Source organism: Scytonema sp. PRP1, from assembly GCF_036697665.2.
In the GTDB taxonomy this organism is placed as follows: Bacteria; Cyanobacteriota; Cyanobacteriia; order Cyanobacteriales; family Nostocaceae; genus Kalymmatonema; species Kalymmatonema gypsitolerans.
Genome location: NZ_JBAHYJ020000067.1, coordinates 56,737 through 73,471, shown reverse-complemented (window position 1 = coordinate 73,471; position 16,735 = coordinate 56,737). Strand labels below are relative to the sequence as shown.

Annotated in this window: 11 protein-coding genes; 6 read left to right on the top strand and 5 right to left on the bottom strand. The window is 41.4% G+C overall.

The genetic code is table 11. The features are described 5' to 3' along the window. The first annotated feature begins 39 nt into the window (after positions 1 to 39). On the top strand, positions 40 to 867 hold the full coding sequence (gene mazG, locus V5G28_RS13750; RefSeq protein ID WP_332988636.1) for a nucleoside triphosphate pyrophosphohydrolase: 828 nt from the start codon (positions 40 to 42) through the stop codon (positions 865 to 867). A 68-nt stretch (positions 868 to 935) separates the two neighbouring features. Here mazG and V5G28_RS13745 read toward each other — a convergent pair whose 3' ends face one another. Then, positions 936 to 1,403, bottom strand: coding sequence for a peptidoglycan-binding domain-containing protein (locus V5G28_RS13745; RefSeq protein WP_332988634.1), 468 nt, complete (start codon positions 1,401 to 1,403; stop codon positions 936 to 938). 316 nt (positions 1,404 to 1,719) lie between these two features. On the opposite strand from V5G28_RS13745, the gene V5G28_RS13740 reads away from it, so the two are divergent. Next, the gene (locus tag V5G28_RS13740; RefSeq protein ID WP_332988632.1) at positions 1,720 to 3,027 is read left to right on the top strand and encodes a glutamate-5-semialdehyde dehydrogenase; all 1,308 of its coding nucleotides are present in this window, start codon (positions 1,720 to 1,722) and stop codon (positions 3,025 to 3,027) included. Between the two features lie 509 nt (positions 3,028 to 3,536). Then, the gene (locus V5G28_RS13735) at positions 3,537 to 7,229 is read left to right on the top strand and encodes a PAS domain S-box protein (RefSeq protein WP_332988630.1); all 3,693 of its coding nucleotides are present in this window, start codon (positions 3,537 to 3,539) and stop codon (positions 7,227 to 7,229) included. On the opposite strand, the gene V5G28_RS13730 is transcribed toward V5G28_RS13735, so the two are convergent. Beyond that, positions 7,221 to 8,636, bottom strand: coding sequence for an isochorismate synthase (locus V5G28_RS13730; protein ID WP_332988628.1), 1,416 nt, complete (start codon positions 8,634 to 8,636; stop codon positions 7,221 to 7,223). The genes V5G28_RS13735 and V5G28_RS13730 overlap by 9 nt on opposite strands. Positions 8,637 to 8,970: 334 nt before the next feature. On the opposite strand from V5G28_RS13730, the gene menA reads away from it, so the two are divergent. Genes menA through V5G28_RS13715 form a run of 3 tightly spaced genes read left to right on the top strand, consistent with a single transcriptional unit; the run spans position 8,971 to position 12,388 of the window. Then, positions 8,971 to 9,876: a 2-carboxy-1,4-naphthoquinone phytyltransferase gene (menA, locus tag V5G28_RS13725; protein ID WP_332988626.1), complete on the top strand. Its 906-nt coding sequence runs from the start codon at positions 8,971 to 8,973 to the stop codon at positions 9,874 to 9,876. Next, complete coding sequence (locus tag V5G28_RS13720) at positions 9,876 to 10,844, top strand: o-succinylbenzoate synthase (RefSeq protein ID WP_332988624.1); 969 nt, start codon at positions 9,876 to 9,878, stop codon at positions 10,842 to 10,844. Before menA ends, V5G28_RS13720 begins: the two co-directional genes overlap by 1 nt. Beyond that, entirely contained in the window at positions 10,829 to 12,388 is a 1,560-nt protein-coding gene (locus tag V5G28_RS13715; protein WP_332988622.1) for a 2-succinylbenzoate--CoA ligase, read from the top strand. The genes V5G28_RS13720 and V5G28_RS13715 overlap by 16 nt, the downstream gene beginning before the upstream one ends. A gap of 110 nt (positions 12,389 to 12,498) precedes the next feature. On the opposite strand, the gene V5G28_RS13710 is transcribed toward V5G28_RS13715, so the two are convergent. The 3 genes from V5G28_RS13710 to V5G28_RS13700 form a co-directional block, all read right to left on the bottom strand. Next, a complete protein-coding gene (locus tag V5G28_RS13710) occupies positions 12,499 to 12,945 on the bottom strand; it encodes an acyl-CoA thioesterase (RefSeq protein WP_332988620.1) in 447 nt (148 codons plus the stop codon). A gap of 82 nt (positions 12,946 to 13,027) precedes the next feature. Next, the gene (locus V5G28_RS13705; RefSeq protein ID WP_332988618.1) at positions 13,028 to 14,116 is read right to left on the bottom strand and encodes a T3SS effector HopA1 family protein; all 1,089 of its coding nucleotides are present in this window, start codon (positions 14,114 to 14,116) and stop codon (positions 13,028 to 13,030) included. A gap of 268 nt (positions 14,117 to 14,384) precedes the next feature. Beyond that, entirely contained in the window at positions 14,385 to 15,623 is a 1,239-nt protein-coding gene (locus V5G28_RS13700; RefSeq protein ID WP_332988616.1) for an aminoglycoside phosphotransferase family protein, read from the bottom strand. Between the last annotated feature and the right edge of the window lie 1,112 nt (positions 15,624 to 16,735).

Genomic DNA, 16,735 nt, shown 5'->3' with positions numbered 1-16,735 from the left:
CGCACCAGGACAAGAGAGGACGCAGAGTTTTTATTAATTATGGAAACTAATCAAACCCAGAGGAACGCTGAGACTTTGGCGGCGTTACAAGAATTAATTGATATAGTGGCAAAGTTGCGCTCTCCTGATGGGGGTTGTCCTTGGGATTTGGCGCAAACTCCCCAAACGCTGACACCATATGTGATAGAAGAAGCTTATGAAGTAGTAGACGCTATTAATAGTGGGGATAAAGACGCTATTGCTGAAGAACTGGGCGATTTACTCTTACAAGTTGTCCTACAATCACAAATCGCTGGCGAATACGAACAATTTTCTTTGAAGGAAGTGGCTGAAGGGATTTCCCAAAAACTTATTCGCCGTCATCCTCATGTCTTTGGTGATGTGTCGGTGCAAAGCGTTGATGAGGTGCGGCAAAACTGGGAACAAATCAAAGCTGCGGAAAAAGGTGAACCATCGCCAGATAGTCAAACACTCAGTCACAAGCTAGGTGGCTATGCACGTAAGCTTCCGCCATTGATGGCGACGATGAAGATTTCGCAAAAGGCGGCGGCTGTTGGATTTGAGTGGGAAAATATTGATGGGGTGTGGGACAAGTTTAATGAGGAATTGACGGAATTCAAACAGGCTTTGGAACACGAAACACCAGAACGACAACAAGCTGAGTTAGGTGATTTGCTGTTTTCTGTTCTCCAGCTTGCGCGTTGGAATAATCTTGATCCGGAAGCAGCTTTGCAGGGAACAAATCAGCGGTTTGTTCAGCGTTTGGAAAAAATGGAGGCTTTTGCTGAGCGTCCTCTTTCTGATTACACTTTAGAGGAATTAGAAACGCTGTGGCAACAAGCTAAGGCTCAACTTGCACAAGAGTAGAAAAACCCGGTTTCTTAAAGAAATCGGGTTTGGTGTTTCTACTACCTTCTCATTGTCTCCACGTGGCTTTAGTGATTAATTTTGCTGAACTCAAACCAAGTGCGATCGCCAACAACGCCATCTTGTGGCAAACCGACACGCTTTTGGAAAGCTTTGACTGCGGTTTCTGTGCGGACACCAAAGTCACCATCAGCACTACCACTATAGTCTTTGGTAGTTAGCAAGATTTTTTGAATAGTAACAACTAAATCGCCTTTGCTACCTTTTTTCAGAATTGGCATATCGACTGGCGCACCCTTGTAAAGCGCTCGCCAAGTCTTATCGGCAACAATACCATCTTCTTTTAAGAATACACGGTGTTGGAAGGCTTTGACAGCTTTTGTTGTTGCTGGACCAAAAATGCCATCAATAGCACCTGTGTAAAGTTCGTATTTCTTTAACAAATTTTGTAATTCTTTAACTGCTTCGCCTCTGGAACCTTCTCTTAGTTCCGGTCTGTCAAGTTGAGCTTCGGTAGATGGTTGAGTAAATGTCATTGTTTTTCTCCCTGAATTTCATTTGCGTTCGATATTTCTAAAGTAAGGTTGATTATGTAGCTTAAACCTCGCCCGAAGCGATTAGTTTTTATTACCCAGTTGGGTGAACCAAGTGGAGGATGCGGAGGTGGGGAGAATAACTAATAGATTTGCTGCACGAATATTTAGCACCCCACCCTAACCCTCCCCGTAAGCGAGGAGGGAATTAAACCTTCCCTCCGCTTGCGGGGGGATTGAGGGGGGTTTTAGAGATTAGTGCAAGAGGTCTAGTGTTGATAGGATTGGGGAAAGGCATAGATTAATGTGATTTGTTATCATGAGTATTTTTGGTGAGGATTTATCAAACTTAATTGCAGTTGCTAAAAAAACCCGACTGGCTGCACTCAAGCTGGCGGTTCTCCCAACTGACGCGAAAAATCAAGCTATTGAAGCGATCGCCCAAGCTTTAGAAGCTGCAAAAGACGAAATTTTACAAGCAAATGTTGCTGATTGTGAAAGAGCGACTACAGAAGGAATTGCTAAGCCTCTTTATAAGCGTTTGCAGTTAGATGAACATAAGTTAAGAGACACTATTACTGGTGTTAGAGATGTCGGGAAACTCCCTGATCCAGTCGGTGCTGTACAGATTCACCGTGAACTTGATACAGGTTTAATCCTGAAGCGCGTCACTTGTCCTTTAGGCGTTTTGGGTGTCATTTTTGAAGCACGTCCAGAAGCCGCAATTCAAATTGTTTCTCTTGCTATCAAGTCGGGAAATGGCATTATCCTCAAAGGTGGTAAGGAAGCGACTCGTTCTTGTGAAGCCATAGTTAAGGCGATTAAACAAGGATTATCTCAAACTGCTGTTAATCCAGATGCGGTGCAGTTATTAACAACACGAGAAGAAATTTTAGAACTTTTGAAATTAGATAAGTATGTAGATTTAATTATTCCTAGGGGTTCTAACTCGTTTGTCCGGTTTGTGCAGGAAAATACCCGTATACCTGTATTAGGTCACGCTGATGGAATTTGTCATCTTTATGTAGACAAAGCCGCAGATATTGAGAAAGCCATCGCCATTACAGTTGATGCTAAAACGGGCTATCCTGCTGCTTGCAATGCAATTGAAACTTTGCTAGTTCACACGAGCATCGCTGAAGAATTTTTACCAAAAATTGCTGAGACTTTGCAAAAACTCAATGTGGAATTAAGAGGGGATGAACACAGCCGTGAGATTTTGTCAAGTATCGCAGCCGCAATAGAAGAAGACTGGAAGACAGAATACTCTGATTTGATTTTGTCGATTAAAGTTGTGGATTCATTGCAGGATGCGATCGCCCACATTAACGATTATGGCTCTAAACACACCGATGCCATTGTCACTGAAGATGCAGAAGCTGCTGAAACTTTCCTGGCGCTGGTGAATGCAGCCGGAGTTTACCACAACTGTTCTACCCGATTTGCTGATGGCTTCCGCTATGGTTTTGGTGCAGAAGTCGGAATTAGTACTCAACAAATGCCTCCTCGTGGTCCCGTTGGCTTAGAAGGTTTGGTAACATACAAATATCAGATGAGTGGCAATGGTCATATTGTGGCTACTTACACAGGTGCAGATGCCAAGCCCTTTATCCATAGGGATTTATAGTCAATTGATTGAACTTTTGACTTTGGTTTGTAGTTACGTTTGTGTAACTACAAGCTAGCTATAAGCTATTGCCAAGATATTGTTGTTATATTTTTTCACTACAAATCTATAAGCTTGGGTATTGCCACCCGACAATATCTATTTATTTTGTGTGCATTTACCTTAAACTTACAAAAGTCAAATTTATGAGAATGAAACCACAGATGCACAGAGATTAACACAGATAAATTATCTGTGTGGATCTGTGTTAATCTGTGGTTATGAATCTTCCTTAATCATACTTTCTTTTGTAAGAAATTTTTTTCATTTATAAAATATGATTTGATGTTCAATGATTTGGACTGATTCCAATGATAAATAGTTATAAATATTTTAATTAGCAATTAATGAAGGAATTTTTTGAAAGCGGTATATAAATTTACGACATTAGATAATGACAGGGATAAAACCTTTCTGTAAATATTCTAAGTAACTGCTTCAAACAGAGCTTTTTCCTAATATATAAGGCAATGAAAGACGAGGAAAAGACAAAAGAGCAGTTGATTGAAGAGTTAGCTGCACTGCGCCAACACCTTTCTCAATTAGAACAATTAGCATCTCTTCAGCCTGTTGCTGAAGAGGGGCTACGACAGCAATACGAACGGGAGCGACGCCAACAAAAAGAGCAGGCGCTCAATCGGGTGATTCAAAGTATCCGTAATTCTCTAGACTTAGAAACAATTTTTTCCACAGCAGTTTATGAGATTACTCAGCTTGTACCAGCTGATCGAGTTGAAATTGTGCAATATCTACCCGAACGGCAACTGTGGCTGAATGTCGCTGATTATCATCAAATTCCAGATTTACCAAGTGCTTTGGGAGTGGAAATTCCCGATGTTGACAATGAAATTGCTGCTCGACTCAAGCGATTAGAAGTTGTTGAAATCGAAGATGCTAGTGCTTGTTCAGATGAAATCAACCGTAACTTTGCCCAAACTTATCAGGGAGCATGGTTGCTGGTTCCAGTGCATTTTGGCTCTACTCTTTGGGGTAGTCTTAGCCTGATCAGAAATAACCACTCTTTTTCTTGGCAACAGGAGGAAGTGGAATTAACTTGTGCAGTGGCTGATCAACTGGCGATCGCCATTCAACAATCTACGCTCTTGTTACAATTACAAACCGAACTTGCGGAACGTAAGCAGGTAGAAGCTGCTTTGCAAGAAAAGCAGTATCTTATTGAGCGGATTGTTGAAACAAGCCCGGATATGATATACGTCTACGACTTAGTTGAACAGCGCAACATCTATGTAAACCGACAAGCTGTTGAGATTTTAGGCTATACGTCGCAACAAATTGAAGCCATGAGAGAGGCAGTATTGCCTAATCTTGTTCATCCAGATGATATGCCACGAATTACAGAATACCATAAACGCTTTGAAAGTGTGAAAGAGGGTGAAGTTCTGGAACTAGAATACCGAATGAGAGATAGTAATGGCGAGTGGCGTTGGCTGCGTAGTCGAGATACTGTTTTTTCCAAAAATGCCGATGGCTTGCCGGTGCAGGTTTTGGGTATAGCTATTGATATTACTGAGCGCAAGCAGGCAGAAGCAGCAATTTACTTTCAGGCGCATCTGCTATCAACGGTAGAACAGGCAGTGATTGCCACTAATTTGGATGGGGAAATTATATACTGGAATCGCTTTGCGGAAATACTCTATGGCTGGTCAGCGTTGGAAGTCATAGGTCAAAATATCTTGGAAGTCGTTCCTGCTGAGACTTCACAAGAGCAAGCCGCCCAGATTATGTCACAGCTACAGCGCGGTGAAAGTTGGTCTGGTGAATTTCTCGTTCGCCGTCGAGACGGCACCTTGTTCCCAATCTTAATCACTGATTCGCCCATATACGATGATAAAGGCGAATTAGTCGGTATTGTTGGCATTTCTATTGACATCACTGTACGCAAGAATGCGCTCGCCGCGCTGCAAGAAAGTGAAGAACGATTTCGCACTATGGCAGACACAGCCCCAGTCATGATATGGATGGCTGGTATTGACCAATTTTGTCATTATTTCAACAAGGGCTGGTTGGAATTTACTGGACGCACAGTGGAAGAAGAACTAGGTGACGGATGGGCAGAACTTATTCATCCCGACGATTTAGAGTTTTGCTTGGAAACCTACACAACTGCATTTGATGCTCGCCGCAGTTTCACAATGGAATACCGCCTTAGGCGTTTTGATGGTGAGTATCGTTGGCTATTAGATACAGGTACCCCAAGATTCCATTCAGATGGTAGTTTTGCGGGTTACATTGGTTCGTGCATTGATATCACAGAGCAAAAGCTGACGCTTGAAGCACTGCAAGATAGCGAAGCGCGACTCTTGTTAACTCTGGAAGCCGCCCGCATGGTGACGTGGGATTGGAACATCACAACCAATAATGTTGTGGATTATAACCCAATGGAACCGCTGTGTGGTCTTCCCTTAGGCTCCCATGACCACACATTTGAAGCTTTTCTCGATGCTGTTTATTCTGAAGATCGCGATCGCGTCCTTGCTGCCATTACAGATGCTATTGAAAATAGGACAGATTATGAAGCCGAATTTCGATTAGTATCACCTGATGGAACGCTGCATTGGATAGGAAATAAAGGGCAAGTCTACTATGACGAAACTGGTAGAGCAGTCCGTATGGTTGGTGTCGGAATGGACATTACCGAGCGGATACTAGCAGAACAGAAAATCGGCGAACAAGCGGCTTGGCTTGATGTCGCAACAGATGCCATTGTAGTTAGAGATTTAGAAAACAAAATTGTCTTTTGGAACAGAAGCGCCGAGCGTCTTTACGGTTGGAAAGCAAAAGACGCTTTAGGTAGGAACGCTAACGAGGTTTTGTATAAAAAAACTTCGTCGCAACTGCAAGAAGCTTTGTCTCAAGTCAACTTGGCAGGCGAGTGGTATGGTGAATTGAGCCAAGTCCGAAAAGATGGCAAAGAAGTCATCGTTGAAACTCGTTGGACACTCGTGCGCGATGAACATGGGAACGCAAAATCAATCTTGACTGTAAACACCGACATCACCCAAAAGAAACAACTTGAAGCACAGTTTCTTCGCGCTCAACGACTGGAAAGCCTCGGGACACTTGCGAGTGGTATTGCCCACGACCTCAATAATATACTGGCTCCGATGCTCATGTCTGCTCAACTTTTGCGGATGAGAATTTCTGATGAGCAGAACCAGCTGCTGCTTGAGACATTAGAAACAAACGCTCAACGTGGTGCGACTTTGGTTAAGCAAGTGCTATCGTTTGCACGCGGTGTCGAAGGTAGGCGCACGATTTTACAACTACGGCATTTGATATTGGAAATTGAGCAATTTGCCAAACAGACATTTCCCAAATCTATCGAATTTTGCACTGATATAGCACCAAATCTTTGGACTGTTTCTGGAGATGCGACACAACTGCATCAGGTGCTTATAAATTTGGTTATTAACGCTCGCGATGCGATGCCAAATGGTGGTGTTTTAAGTATTTCAGCCGAAAATTTCTTGATTGACGAAAACTATGCGCGGATGAATCTTGATGCAACTGTTGGACCCCACATTATGATCAGCGTGAGGGATACTGGAATTGGTATGCCCGCTGAAGTTTTGGATAAAATTTTTGAGCCTTTCTTTACTACCAAAGAGGTTGGCAAAGGTTCAGGGCTTGGTCTTTCAACGGTACTTGGTATTATGAAAAGCCACAGCGGTTTTATCAGTGTTTCTAGCACTGTTGGTAAAGGAACAGAATTTCAGGTCTTTTTAAAAGCAGTTTTAGAGAACGAAACACCGCCTACAGAAACTTTGAAATTACCTACGGGAAATGGAGAATTAATTTTGGTGGTGGATGATGAGGCGGAAATTCGAGAGATTACCAAAATCACGCTCTCAAGCTACAACTATAAAGTGTTGACAGCTTGTGATGGCATTGAGGCACTTGCATTGTATGCTCAACATCGGGAAGAAGTCAAAGTTGTGTTTGTGGATATAATGATGCCACTCATGGATGGTTTAACCACGATCCGTGCTTTGCTAAAAATGAATCCATGTGTCAAGATTATGGCTGCTAGTGGGCTTTCAGACAACAAACAACAGACGCAAGCCCTGAGCGTTGAAACATTTTTGCCAAAACCTTACACCGTTAAGCAATTGTTACACGCATTACACAAAATTCTAAACTAATGCTTTGAGCAACGCTTGTAGTTTGAGTTGAACTTCTGCAAGTTCTTTATCGGGATCGGAACCAGCAACGATACCAACACCTGCGTAAAGTCTGGCGCGATCGCCATGTATGAGTGCTGAACGAATTCCCACAATAAACTCACAGTTTCCCTCCAAGTCTACCCAACCTAGTGGCGCAGCGTATAAACCCCTTTCAAAGCTTTCGTAACGACGAATTTCGCGACAAGCAATTTCTTGGGAAGTACCTGCAACTGCTGGTGTTGGATGTAGCTGGGCGACTATCTTTAAGGGATGGACATGAGCAGGAACTCGGGCGCTGATAGGTGTCCACAAGTGCTGGATGTTAGATAATTGTCGCAAGCGAGGTGCTAAAACTTGAGGTGATAAACCCAGTTGAGACAGACGCTGAGTGATAAAATCAATTACCAACGAATGTTCGTGTCTTTCTTTCATGCTATTGAGCAAAGAACTGGCATTAGCAGCATCTTCAGCAGGTGTTTTACCCCGTGGTGCAGAACCAGCCAAAGCATCAGTCATTAACTGTTTTTCCTGAATACTAATTAAGCGTTCCGGGCTTGCGCCTATAAAATTATGTCCCTTACCGTTTCCTATAGAAAACACATAACAATTAGGATGCAGTTGTCGCAGGTTATTTAAGGATTGAATTAAGTTAAAATCAGCATTTGACCTTACATCAAGTGCATCTGCCAAAACAATTTTATTTAAATGATTAGACTGAATTTTTTCCAAAGCTGACAAGACTGAAAGTTTAAACTTTTCTGGATTTGCAACGGATTGTTTGCTGAATTTTGGCAAAGAATAATCAAGAGTTTGTGACTCATATCCTATGGAATTGATAATTTCAATCTTGCGCCAGAAAATTTGCAGAATTCTTTGAATATTTACGTCAGCATTGATAATTGTATTTAAAACTAATACGCTACACTCATTTTTAACAGCCACTTGCCAACGTGGCAGAAAAATGGTAGCGGCTGGAAATGGATAGTCTACTTGGGTATTTTGATCAAAAAAACTAAAACTACATAAAAATTGAGTTCCAGAGAAAGCTTGGTTTGTCCTAGAAAAGCAAACTATATTTTTTACACATTCTTTGATAAACTCTTCTGATTGAGCGAAACGCTCTTTCCCGACAATTTCTAATTTGGCAACAGCATCAACAGCAGCAAGCGCTTCTTTTTTTCCTCTATTCTCCCAATAAAAATTAATTTTATTTGGTTGTGCCAGCCGCTCAAGGACAACTAAAGGGTCAACACAGTCAATCTCCAGGGAAAGACTTGCAATTTGTGTGACATTATTCCTGATGCAATTTTGCTGAACAGCTAAAAGAAAGCGGCATAGTTCCTTATTATATACAAAAAAGTCAGCGTTACATGGAGAAACTGTCATGGATCTAGAAAGAGTAAATTTTTCTAAAGTTAACTTCCAAAAGAGTGATAATTCGTGGTCGTATTTCTACAGGTAACACAAAACAGTCGCCTTGTAACCAGCATAGTGGCTCTGCCAGATTGTGGTTTGGCAAAAACCTGATTGCAGTGCCAAGTTTATGCTGTCATTTGAGAGTGAGAAAGACCATAACCAGGTTAAGTGCGTTAATGCACCTGACTAATGCTTCACTCTTACAGAGACGACTTTTTTAAATGTGTTGTCTGTATATGGTGTATTTACAAACCATAAGAACTTTTGCTGAAAAAGTTGTTGGCAATTTCATTACTCACGACTGATGACTACAAAGCTGATTTCTTATCCCAACACTAAGTTATGGATGGCGGCAATAAAACCGCCAATGTATAGCGTTGCTCTTATGCCCATCTGGGTAGGAACGGCGATCGCATTTGCGGAAACTAAAATATTTCATGGAGCAGTTTTTTCTACTTTCTCAGTCGCTGCAATTTTTATCCTGGCTTGGGAAAATCTCAGTAATGATGTCTTTGATTCTGAAACAGGGATTGACAAAAATAAACACCATTCTTTAGTGAATTTAACAGGCAATAAGCTATTAATATTTTGGCTGGGAAATGTATTTTTAGGTCTGGGTTTACTGGGAATATTAGCAATAGCTTGGTGGCAACAAGACTTAACCGTAATCGGAATAATTTTGCTTTGTTGTGCTTTGGGCTACACTTACCAAGGACCTCCCTTTCGTCTAGGGTACCAGGGTTTAGGGGAAATCATTTGCTTTTTTGCCTTTGGTCCCTTGGCTATAGGAGCAGCATACTACAGTCAAACGGCTAGCTGGTCAACGATGAGTTTGGCTGCTTCGGTGATTGTTGGAATCGCTACAAGCTTAATTTTGTTTTGTTCGCACTTTCATCAAGTTGAGGATGATATAGCAGCAGGAAAACGTTCCCCAATTGTCCGCATAGGAACACAAAAAGCGGCTCAGTTGTTAACTTGGTTTACTGGTAGCATTTATGCCCTAACTTTGCTGTTTGTGGTTTGTGGAATTTTCCCCGTGTGGACTTTACTAAGTTTTGCGAGTTTACCCTTTGCCCGAAAGTTATGTAGTCATGTTCAGCAAAATCATAACCAGCCGGAAAAAGTGAGTAACTGTAAATTCATTGCCGTATCAGTACATTTTTGGAGTTGCTTGCTGTTGGGTTTGGGATTTTTACTTGCAGGCTTTTGATGCAGTATCGATTTGAGTTTCGTCCTTATCAGCAGAGATTTCTCAAACCGCTGACTACAAGTCACGGAACCTGGGATATTCGCGAAGGTATTATCCTGCGTCTCACCGATGAAACAGGAAAAATCGGCTGGGGGGAAATTGCACCCATCAGCTGGTTTGGTTCGGAAACTCTAGAACAAGCTCTAGAATTTTGCCACGAGCTTTCAGAGGAAATCACACAAGAGATGATTTTCTCTATCCCGGATCAATTACCCGCGTGTCAATTTGGGTTTGAGTCCGCTTGGGAAACGAACCGCCAAGACGCCAAGAACGCCAAGTTTTTTTGCTACAGTGGTTTGTTACCAGCTGGAGAAGCGGCGCTAGAGGGGTGGCAGAAGCTGTGGAAGGAGGGATATCGTACCTTTAAGTGGAAGATAGCTGTTTATCCCATTGTTCAAGAACTGGAAATTTTGGAACGACTCACTCAAACTTTGCCAGCCTCTGCAAAACTACGATTAGATGCCAATGGCGGACTCAAGCTTAAAGAAGCTAATTTATGGCTGCGGGCTTGCGACAATATCAAGGTAAATGATGAATTATCCCTAGAAATTGAATTTATTGAACAGCCTTTGTCTGTGGATCAATTTGAGGCGATGTTGGAGTTAAGTCATGACTATAAAACGGCGATCGCCCTAGATGAGTCTGTCGCCACACTTAACCAACTAACCAGATGCTTCAAACAAGGTTGGCGAGGAATTTTTGTAATTAAGCCTGGGATAGTCGGTTCACCATCTCGCCTGCGTCAGTTTTGTCAGCAGCATAAAATTGATGCTGTCTTTTCATCCGTTTTTGAAACCACAATTGGTAGACAAGCAGCACTCCAGCTAGCCGCTGAATTATCTCAGGGTAACAGAGCAGTAGGTTTTGGTGTCAACCATTGGTTTGCCCAAGAAGAAACTTTGCCAGAAGATTTATGGAAAAAACTTTAGAAAATATTGTGCAGCAAACATTTTACCAGCCTCTACCTCAAGACTGGTTAATTTGTGATGATAGGGATTTATTTGCCCAGTTAAGCGAACAACTGTATTTAGAATTAACCCAGTTTTCATATTATCGAGGCACACCACTGAAAATTCTCCTAGCTGAACGCGATCCAGTGCGGTTTTTAGCAGGGTTTCTCGCCGCTTGTGCTGCTCGTTGTCCGGTTTTTCTTTGCAATCCCGATTGGGGAAAACAAGAATGGCAACAGGTTTTTGATTTAGTCAACCCAGATTTAATTTGGGGACTAGGGACAAGAAATTGGGGACAAAACAATTCAAAATACTCTGCGGGAAGCCCTTCGGGTATGCCTGCGGCACGCCAAGGGCGAACGCAGTCGCCTACGGAGGGAAACCCTCCTGCAGCGCTGTCTCACCGCCCAAGGGGCGTCTACAAAATTCAAAATTCAAAAATTTTATCTCCCCACCTCCCCACCTCCTCATCTCCTGACTCAGCATTCATCATGATTCCCACTGGTGGTTCATCGGGAAAGATGAAGTTTGCCATTCATACCTGGGAAACTTTAATGGCATCCGTAAAAGGATTTACAGAACATTTTTCGCTCAATCAAGTTAATTCATTTTGCGTATTACCGCTTTATCATGTCAGCGGTTTAATGCAATTTATGCGCTCCTTCACGACTGGTGGAAGACTCGTTATTCAGCTATTTAAAGACTTAGAATCTGGTCAAATAAAAAATCAAATAAGCACTATTGAACCATCAAATTTTTGTATTTCTTTAGTACCAACACAGTTACAGCGTCTTCTACAAAATTCAGAATTAACTGAGTGGTTATCCCAATTTCAAACCGTACTTTTGGGAGGTGCGCCAGCTTGGAACGAACTTTTAGAAAAAGCAAGATATTATAACATCCGATTAGCTCCGACCTATGGCATGACAGAAACTGCCTCACAAATTGCTACCCTCAAACCCGATGATTTTCTTAATGGGAAAGATAGCTGTACTCAAGTCCTTCCCCATGCCTCTGTAAAAATTTGCAATGAGCAAGGCGAGGAATTGAATTCAAATCAAATAGGAAATATCACAATTTATTCTCAATCTCTAGCTTTAGGCTATTATCCTAATACTTGGGATAATCAGGAATATTTGCGAGTAGATGATTTGGGATTTTTAGATAACCAAGGTTATTTACATATCGTTGGACGTAACAGCGAAAAAATCATTACAGGCGGGGAAAATGTCTATCCAATCGAAATTGAATCAACCATTAGAGCAACACAAATGGTAGCAGATGTTTGTGTCATCGGCATACCAGATAAACTTTGGGGACAAGCAGTCACAGCAATTTACATTCCGAAAAACTCGAAGACTTCTGATTTAGAAATCCGAAATCTCCTAAAACAGAAACTTAGCAAATTTAAAATTCCCAAACATTGGATTCCTGTACAAACCCTACCTCGCAACTCTCAAGGCAAAATCAATCGCCAACAGCTACAGCAAATAGCCACAAGTTTTCTTCAAAACTCTCTTTAATAACCTCTCTTCTTCTTGGCGTTCTTGGCGTCTAAAGCCCTTCGGGCATGCGCCTGAGCGCAGAGCGCTCCCTTCGGGTACGGCGTAGGGCGGTTCGTTTCCTAACTCTTTCAAAGAACCTCTCTTGACTTTCTTCTCTCTACGCTCTCTGCGCCTCGGCGGTTCGCTTCCAACCATTGCGTCATTTCTTCTGGTAACTCTGTTTTCGTTCTGCTATTTGTCTCAATACAAACGTGTCGAGTCACTGCTTTAGCAGCCACCACCTCACCAACTATGACTTCATAAGCTACTTCAAACCTATCAACACTAAGCTGTTGTGGCATTAATCTAATAACGGAATTGTCCCCACAATACAGCGGACGGAAAAAATCCACACTAGTATGAACAATGGGAAAAGCCACAGATGGATTGGTGAAAAAATCTTTGAGGTTAATGCCAGATGCAACTAGAGACTCTTCATAAGCTTCATGACAAATAGCCAAGATATTAGCAAAGTAAACGACTCCAGCAGCATCAGTATCTTGAAACCGAACAGTGCGATTATAAGTAAAAGGCATTTTGAAAAATTCAAAATTAAAAAATATATAGCAGTCTATTTGCCCGCTATAGTAAATAATTTTACCGCAACGATTGGTTTTATCAGTTTAGTTCGTAGTAAATATCCTCAGAGTAAGGATTGAGGTAGGGACGCTGTAAATCAATGCCGAACCGAGTAAAATGTAGCTCAATTGCCCTCATTCGCTCATGCGTTGAATTGTTACCTTGTTGCCAAACTTCCAACAAAGCATTAGCTACAATTTGACATCGGTTCATTCCAAAACTTTCCTGTGCTGCAAATTTTTGGCTGACTTCTTCAGCTAAACCTAGCCCAGGTGCCAAAAATTTGGTAAATAAGGGGATTTCTTTGTGAAAATGCGATTGATAGTCTGCATAGACAGCCTGAAGGACTTTTCGCACTGCTGGGTAGTCTTCGCGTTCAAAGCACAGCACTCCTGAGTCGTAGCGCCCATAGGCTAATGGATTATGTAAAACCTGAAAATTAAAAGGAATTCCAGCAGCGTTCAGTTGCTGTGTGAGGCTGTTCATGAGGGCGATCGCACCAAATGGAGTGACATTAAAGTAAATCCGCCCTACGCCTAAATCAGCATCTGGGTGAACCTGCAAATCCTGTCCGACATTACTAACCGCTACGTAAAAGCCGTTTTCCAGCCGGTTTTTAGGCATCCAGATATTAATATACTCTCCTACTTTGGCGGTCTGCGTTGATGCTTCTAGGTTGCTATTGTACTCAACATACAATGACAAACCGCCTTTGGTAACTGCAATACTACCATCTGGTTCCCGTCGCAACACCTGCCAACCAGGATCAAAGTAACCTATACCGTGATTGCTGGTATGTAATTGCTCGTAAAATTGCCAATCAATCTCCAAAATCGAATGGCTCTCCAGGTTTTTGTATGCTAAGTTATCACTCGCATCACCATCAAGTGACAATGTGGTTTGTAGCGATCCATTGTAGTAAATCCCGTGAAGGAAATTTCGCAAAAGTAGAGCAAGATACTTGTGTTGTAATGCTGGCGAATTTTTCCGAAATCGCTCTGCTATTTTGGCTGGTAGAGCAAAGGGTTGATATTTAGGGTGGCGAATGCAAAAGTTAGATTCAATTTGGATATTGCTAGCAATATCTAATAGAGAATTTAGCAGTGGTTTGGTAGAAGACTCTAGCATTATTGGAGCTTATTAAATGAGAGTTCAAGGTAGAGAGCGTATCCCTCACGGGACGCTTTGCGACGAGCGCGAGTATTGAGGGAGGGTAGTAATTAAACAAAAGTGCGAAATGAAATTTTTTGGCAATTTTTGGAAAATTAAACCACAGATGGACACAGATAGACACAGATAATTTATCTGCCTGCATCTGCGGTTATAAATATCCAAATCATACTTTTGTAAGAAGTTGATTATTTATTGACTTCTCCATTATCGTCACCTTCTCGTATTAACAACCACGCAAACGAGTTTTGTCGTAATAAAGGCGAAGCAAGTTATTTTCTGTTTCTGGCTGAGAGAATTGAGCGAAGTTGACAAAATGTTTTATAATTTCTGACTCTGCAATACCGAAAACAGTCAGCACAGACTCTTGCGGTTTGGTGAGTAAACTTTTAGCAACTTGGAGCATACAAATACTTGAGTTATCAAAGTATTTGTGATGCTTAATTTTTGACTCAATTTGATGAATCAGAACTAAACCCGCAAACTGAATAACTCGTTGAACAAAGTCACCATGATACTCAAGAATCATTGGGAAAGCATCAAGATAAGCCAGAGTTAGGGCTATTATTGAGGGTTGGAGAACTTCCAATGGTACCGCTGCTAGAAGCAAAGATTCTTCTAACTCGATGGTGGGATCTACCACTAGACTTTCTAACCAAATTTTCAAATAGCTTGCTACTAAAGTTCCCAAATCAAAAGCAGGATCTCCCCAAGCACAAGCTTCCCAGTCAATGAGTCGTACAAGGCAATTATCTAACTGATCCCACCTTGAATGGACTAAAATATTTTCCAATTTTAAATCATTATGAGTTAAGCAGCAGGGATTCCATTCGTATGCCAATTCTGCAATTGCGGCTTCCAAACTTTCATAATGTTGATAAAGAACGTAGAATTTCAGTGCTTCTGTGGGAACATTGCCAAAAATCTCAGAGCCAATTGACCCTATTCCTTGCGCTGGATTATAAAATTGATAGCGAAACTGTCCCTGAGGAGCAGTTGCCATAAAATCACGATATTCTCGGCGATTAAAAGTAGCACGATGCAGCGCTCCCAAGCTAGTGCCAATAGCACTTGCAATTGCTTTGGGAAAGGAAAAATCTTTTTGATAAAAACTTGCTACTTCAAAATATTCCTTTAGGTAATTGCGAACAAGAATAGATTTTTCTTCATCAAAATGCACTAATAAAGATGCGATCGCAGGAATATTTCCTAAAACTGGAAACTGCTGAAGCAATTGGTGAAACAGCCATTCATTGAAAAACTCATGGGAGTTGGCATCATTATTAATGTATCGTTCCTGTTTAACCAGCAGCTTGTTATTTGCCGTCAAATTCACAAGTAAATTGCAATTTTTAATGCTACTTAGCGGTAATTCAGAATCGGCATATACGCCTTCTTCTGAGCTACACAGACCTACTTTATGCAGATACTGGATAACATTATGAGAAGATAGTGAAAGTACCATGTATTATTTCCTATAGCGTAAGATTGGTTGGATAATCCGCTATTTCAGTATTGGTTTTGCTTCAAGAGTTTTCAGTAGATAGCAACAAGCATGCGAGTATCAATAACGATTGACACAATCTACTAATATCCGATTTTTCTAAAATGAACCTGCCAAAATGGCAATGCTACCTTTACTATTGGTTGAAATTTTGCGTCAGCGTTCAGCCAAATCTTTCAAAAGTCTGTGCCTACATAGTTAAGTCTATAAATCAACTTTTGTAACTTCGCATTTTGATGTCAATAATTGCTGATAACTTTTGGATGATAAATATACATTAACAAACCTATCTCCCTCCTTTAGATGACATCCTAAAGTACATGACATCTGAGTTGACTTCCGGATCGTACCAATGATTTTGTTACGCTGTAATCTTGCTTTTTAGAATGACTAATCGCTGAAATTGTTACAGCAACGCTATTGCAAAGCTTACATTTTTGTAAAGTATGAAATGACTTCAGAGAACTCACTGATTGTGCTTTTAAACTAGGCATTTTCTCACTGAAAATAAAATTATATTTTCTGTAGTATATGCAACATTTTTTGAAAACTTCCAAAAATGCTAATCAACAAAAAAAATTACCTCTTCTTAAAATCAAAAACATATTTTAATAAACAGAACAACTAATGTTTTTACTTCTTCTTAAACTGAGAAACATATTTTAATAAACTCTGAAAATAGTAAAAAAAACTTGACAGCAAATATTGCTAAGGTAGGGTGTTACTCTACGCGTAAGCATTGGTGTTTGAAAGAAGGCACAAATCTATGAGCGTGTACGTAAACGTGACGCACTACGTTGTGCCTCCTCCGGAGGAGCTTGCGCTAACGCCACAGGCGTTAGCGCAGGCATAGGACATAGAAGATACCCGTAAGCGCAAAGCGCACACTGAGCGCAATCATGCGCACGCACTCGCGTTCATGTTGACGCAGCCTGTCCTGCGGACTTACGCGTAGCGTCTTTGCTACTGAGAAGGGGTCTCCCGACCTATCTGCCGTTCGGCGTGCAGCTTCCAGTCTCCAAGATAAATAGAGGTTGTAGATGCGGATTTGGTGTGACAAAATCAACTTTGAG

Bases quoted from the DNA above. Each gene is read 5' to 3' on its own strand.
- V5G28_RS13700 (WP_332988616.1), bottom strand. From the start codon at position 15,623: ATGGTACTTTCACTATCTTCTCATAATGTTATCCAGTATCTGCATAAA.
- menA (WP_332988626.1), top strand. From the start codon at position 8,971: ATGACTACAAAGCTGATTTCTTATCCCAACACTAAGTTATGGATGGCG.
- V5G28_RS13705 (WP_332988618.1), bottom strand. From the start codon at position 14,116: ATGCTAGAGTCTTCTACCAAACCACTGCTAAATTCTCTATTAGATATT.
- V5G28_RS13710 (WP_332988620.1), bottom strand. From the start codon at position 12,945: ATGCCTTTTACTTATAATCGCACTGTTCGGTTTCAAGATACTGATGCT.
- V5G28_RS13715 (WP_332988622.1), top strand. From the start codon at position 10,829: ATGGAAAAAACTTTAGAAAATATTGTGCAGCAAACATTTTACCAGCCT.
- V5G28_RS13730 (WP_332988628.1), bottom strand. From the start codon at position 8,636: ATGACAGTTTCTCCATGTAACGCTGACTTTTTTGTATATAATAAGGAA.
- V5G28_RS13745 (WP_332988634.1), bottom strand. From the start codon at position 1,403: ATGACATTTACTCAACCATCTACCGAAGCTCAACTTGACAGACCGGAA.
- V5G28_RS13720 (WP_332988624.1), top strand. From the start codon at position 9,876: ATGCAGTATCGATTTGAGTTTCGTCCTTATCAGCAGAGATTTCTCAAA.
- V5G28_RS13735 (WP_332988630.1), top strand. From the start codon at position 3,537: ATGAAAGACGAGGAAAAGACAAAAGAGCAGTTGATTGAAGAGTTAGCT.
- mazG (WP_332988636.1), top strand. From the start codon at position 40: ATGGAAACTAATCAAACCCAGAGGAACGCTGAGACTTTGGCGGCGTTA.
- V5G28_RS13740 (WP_332988632.1), top strand. From the start codon at position 1,720: ATGAGTATTTTTGGTGAGGATTTATCAAACTTAATTGCAGTTGCTAAA.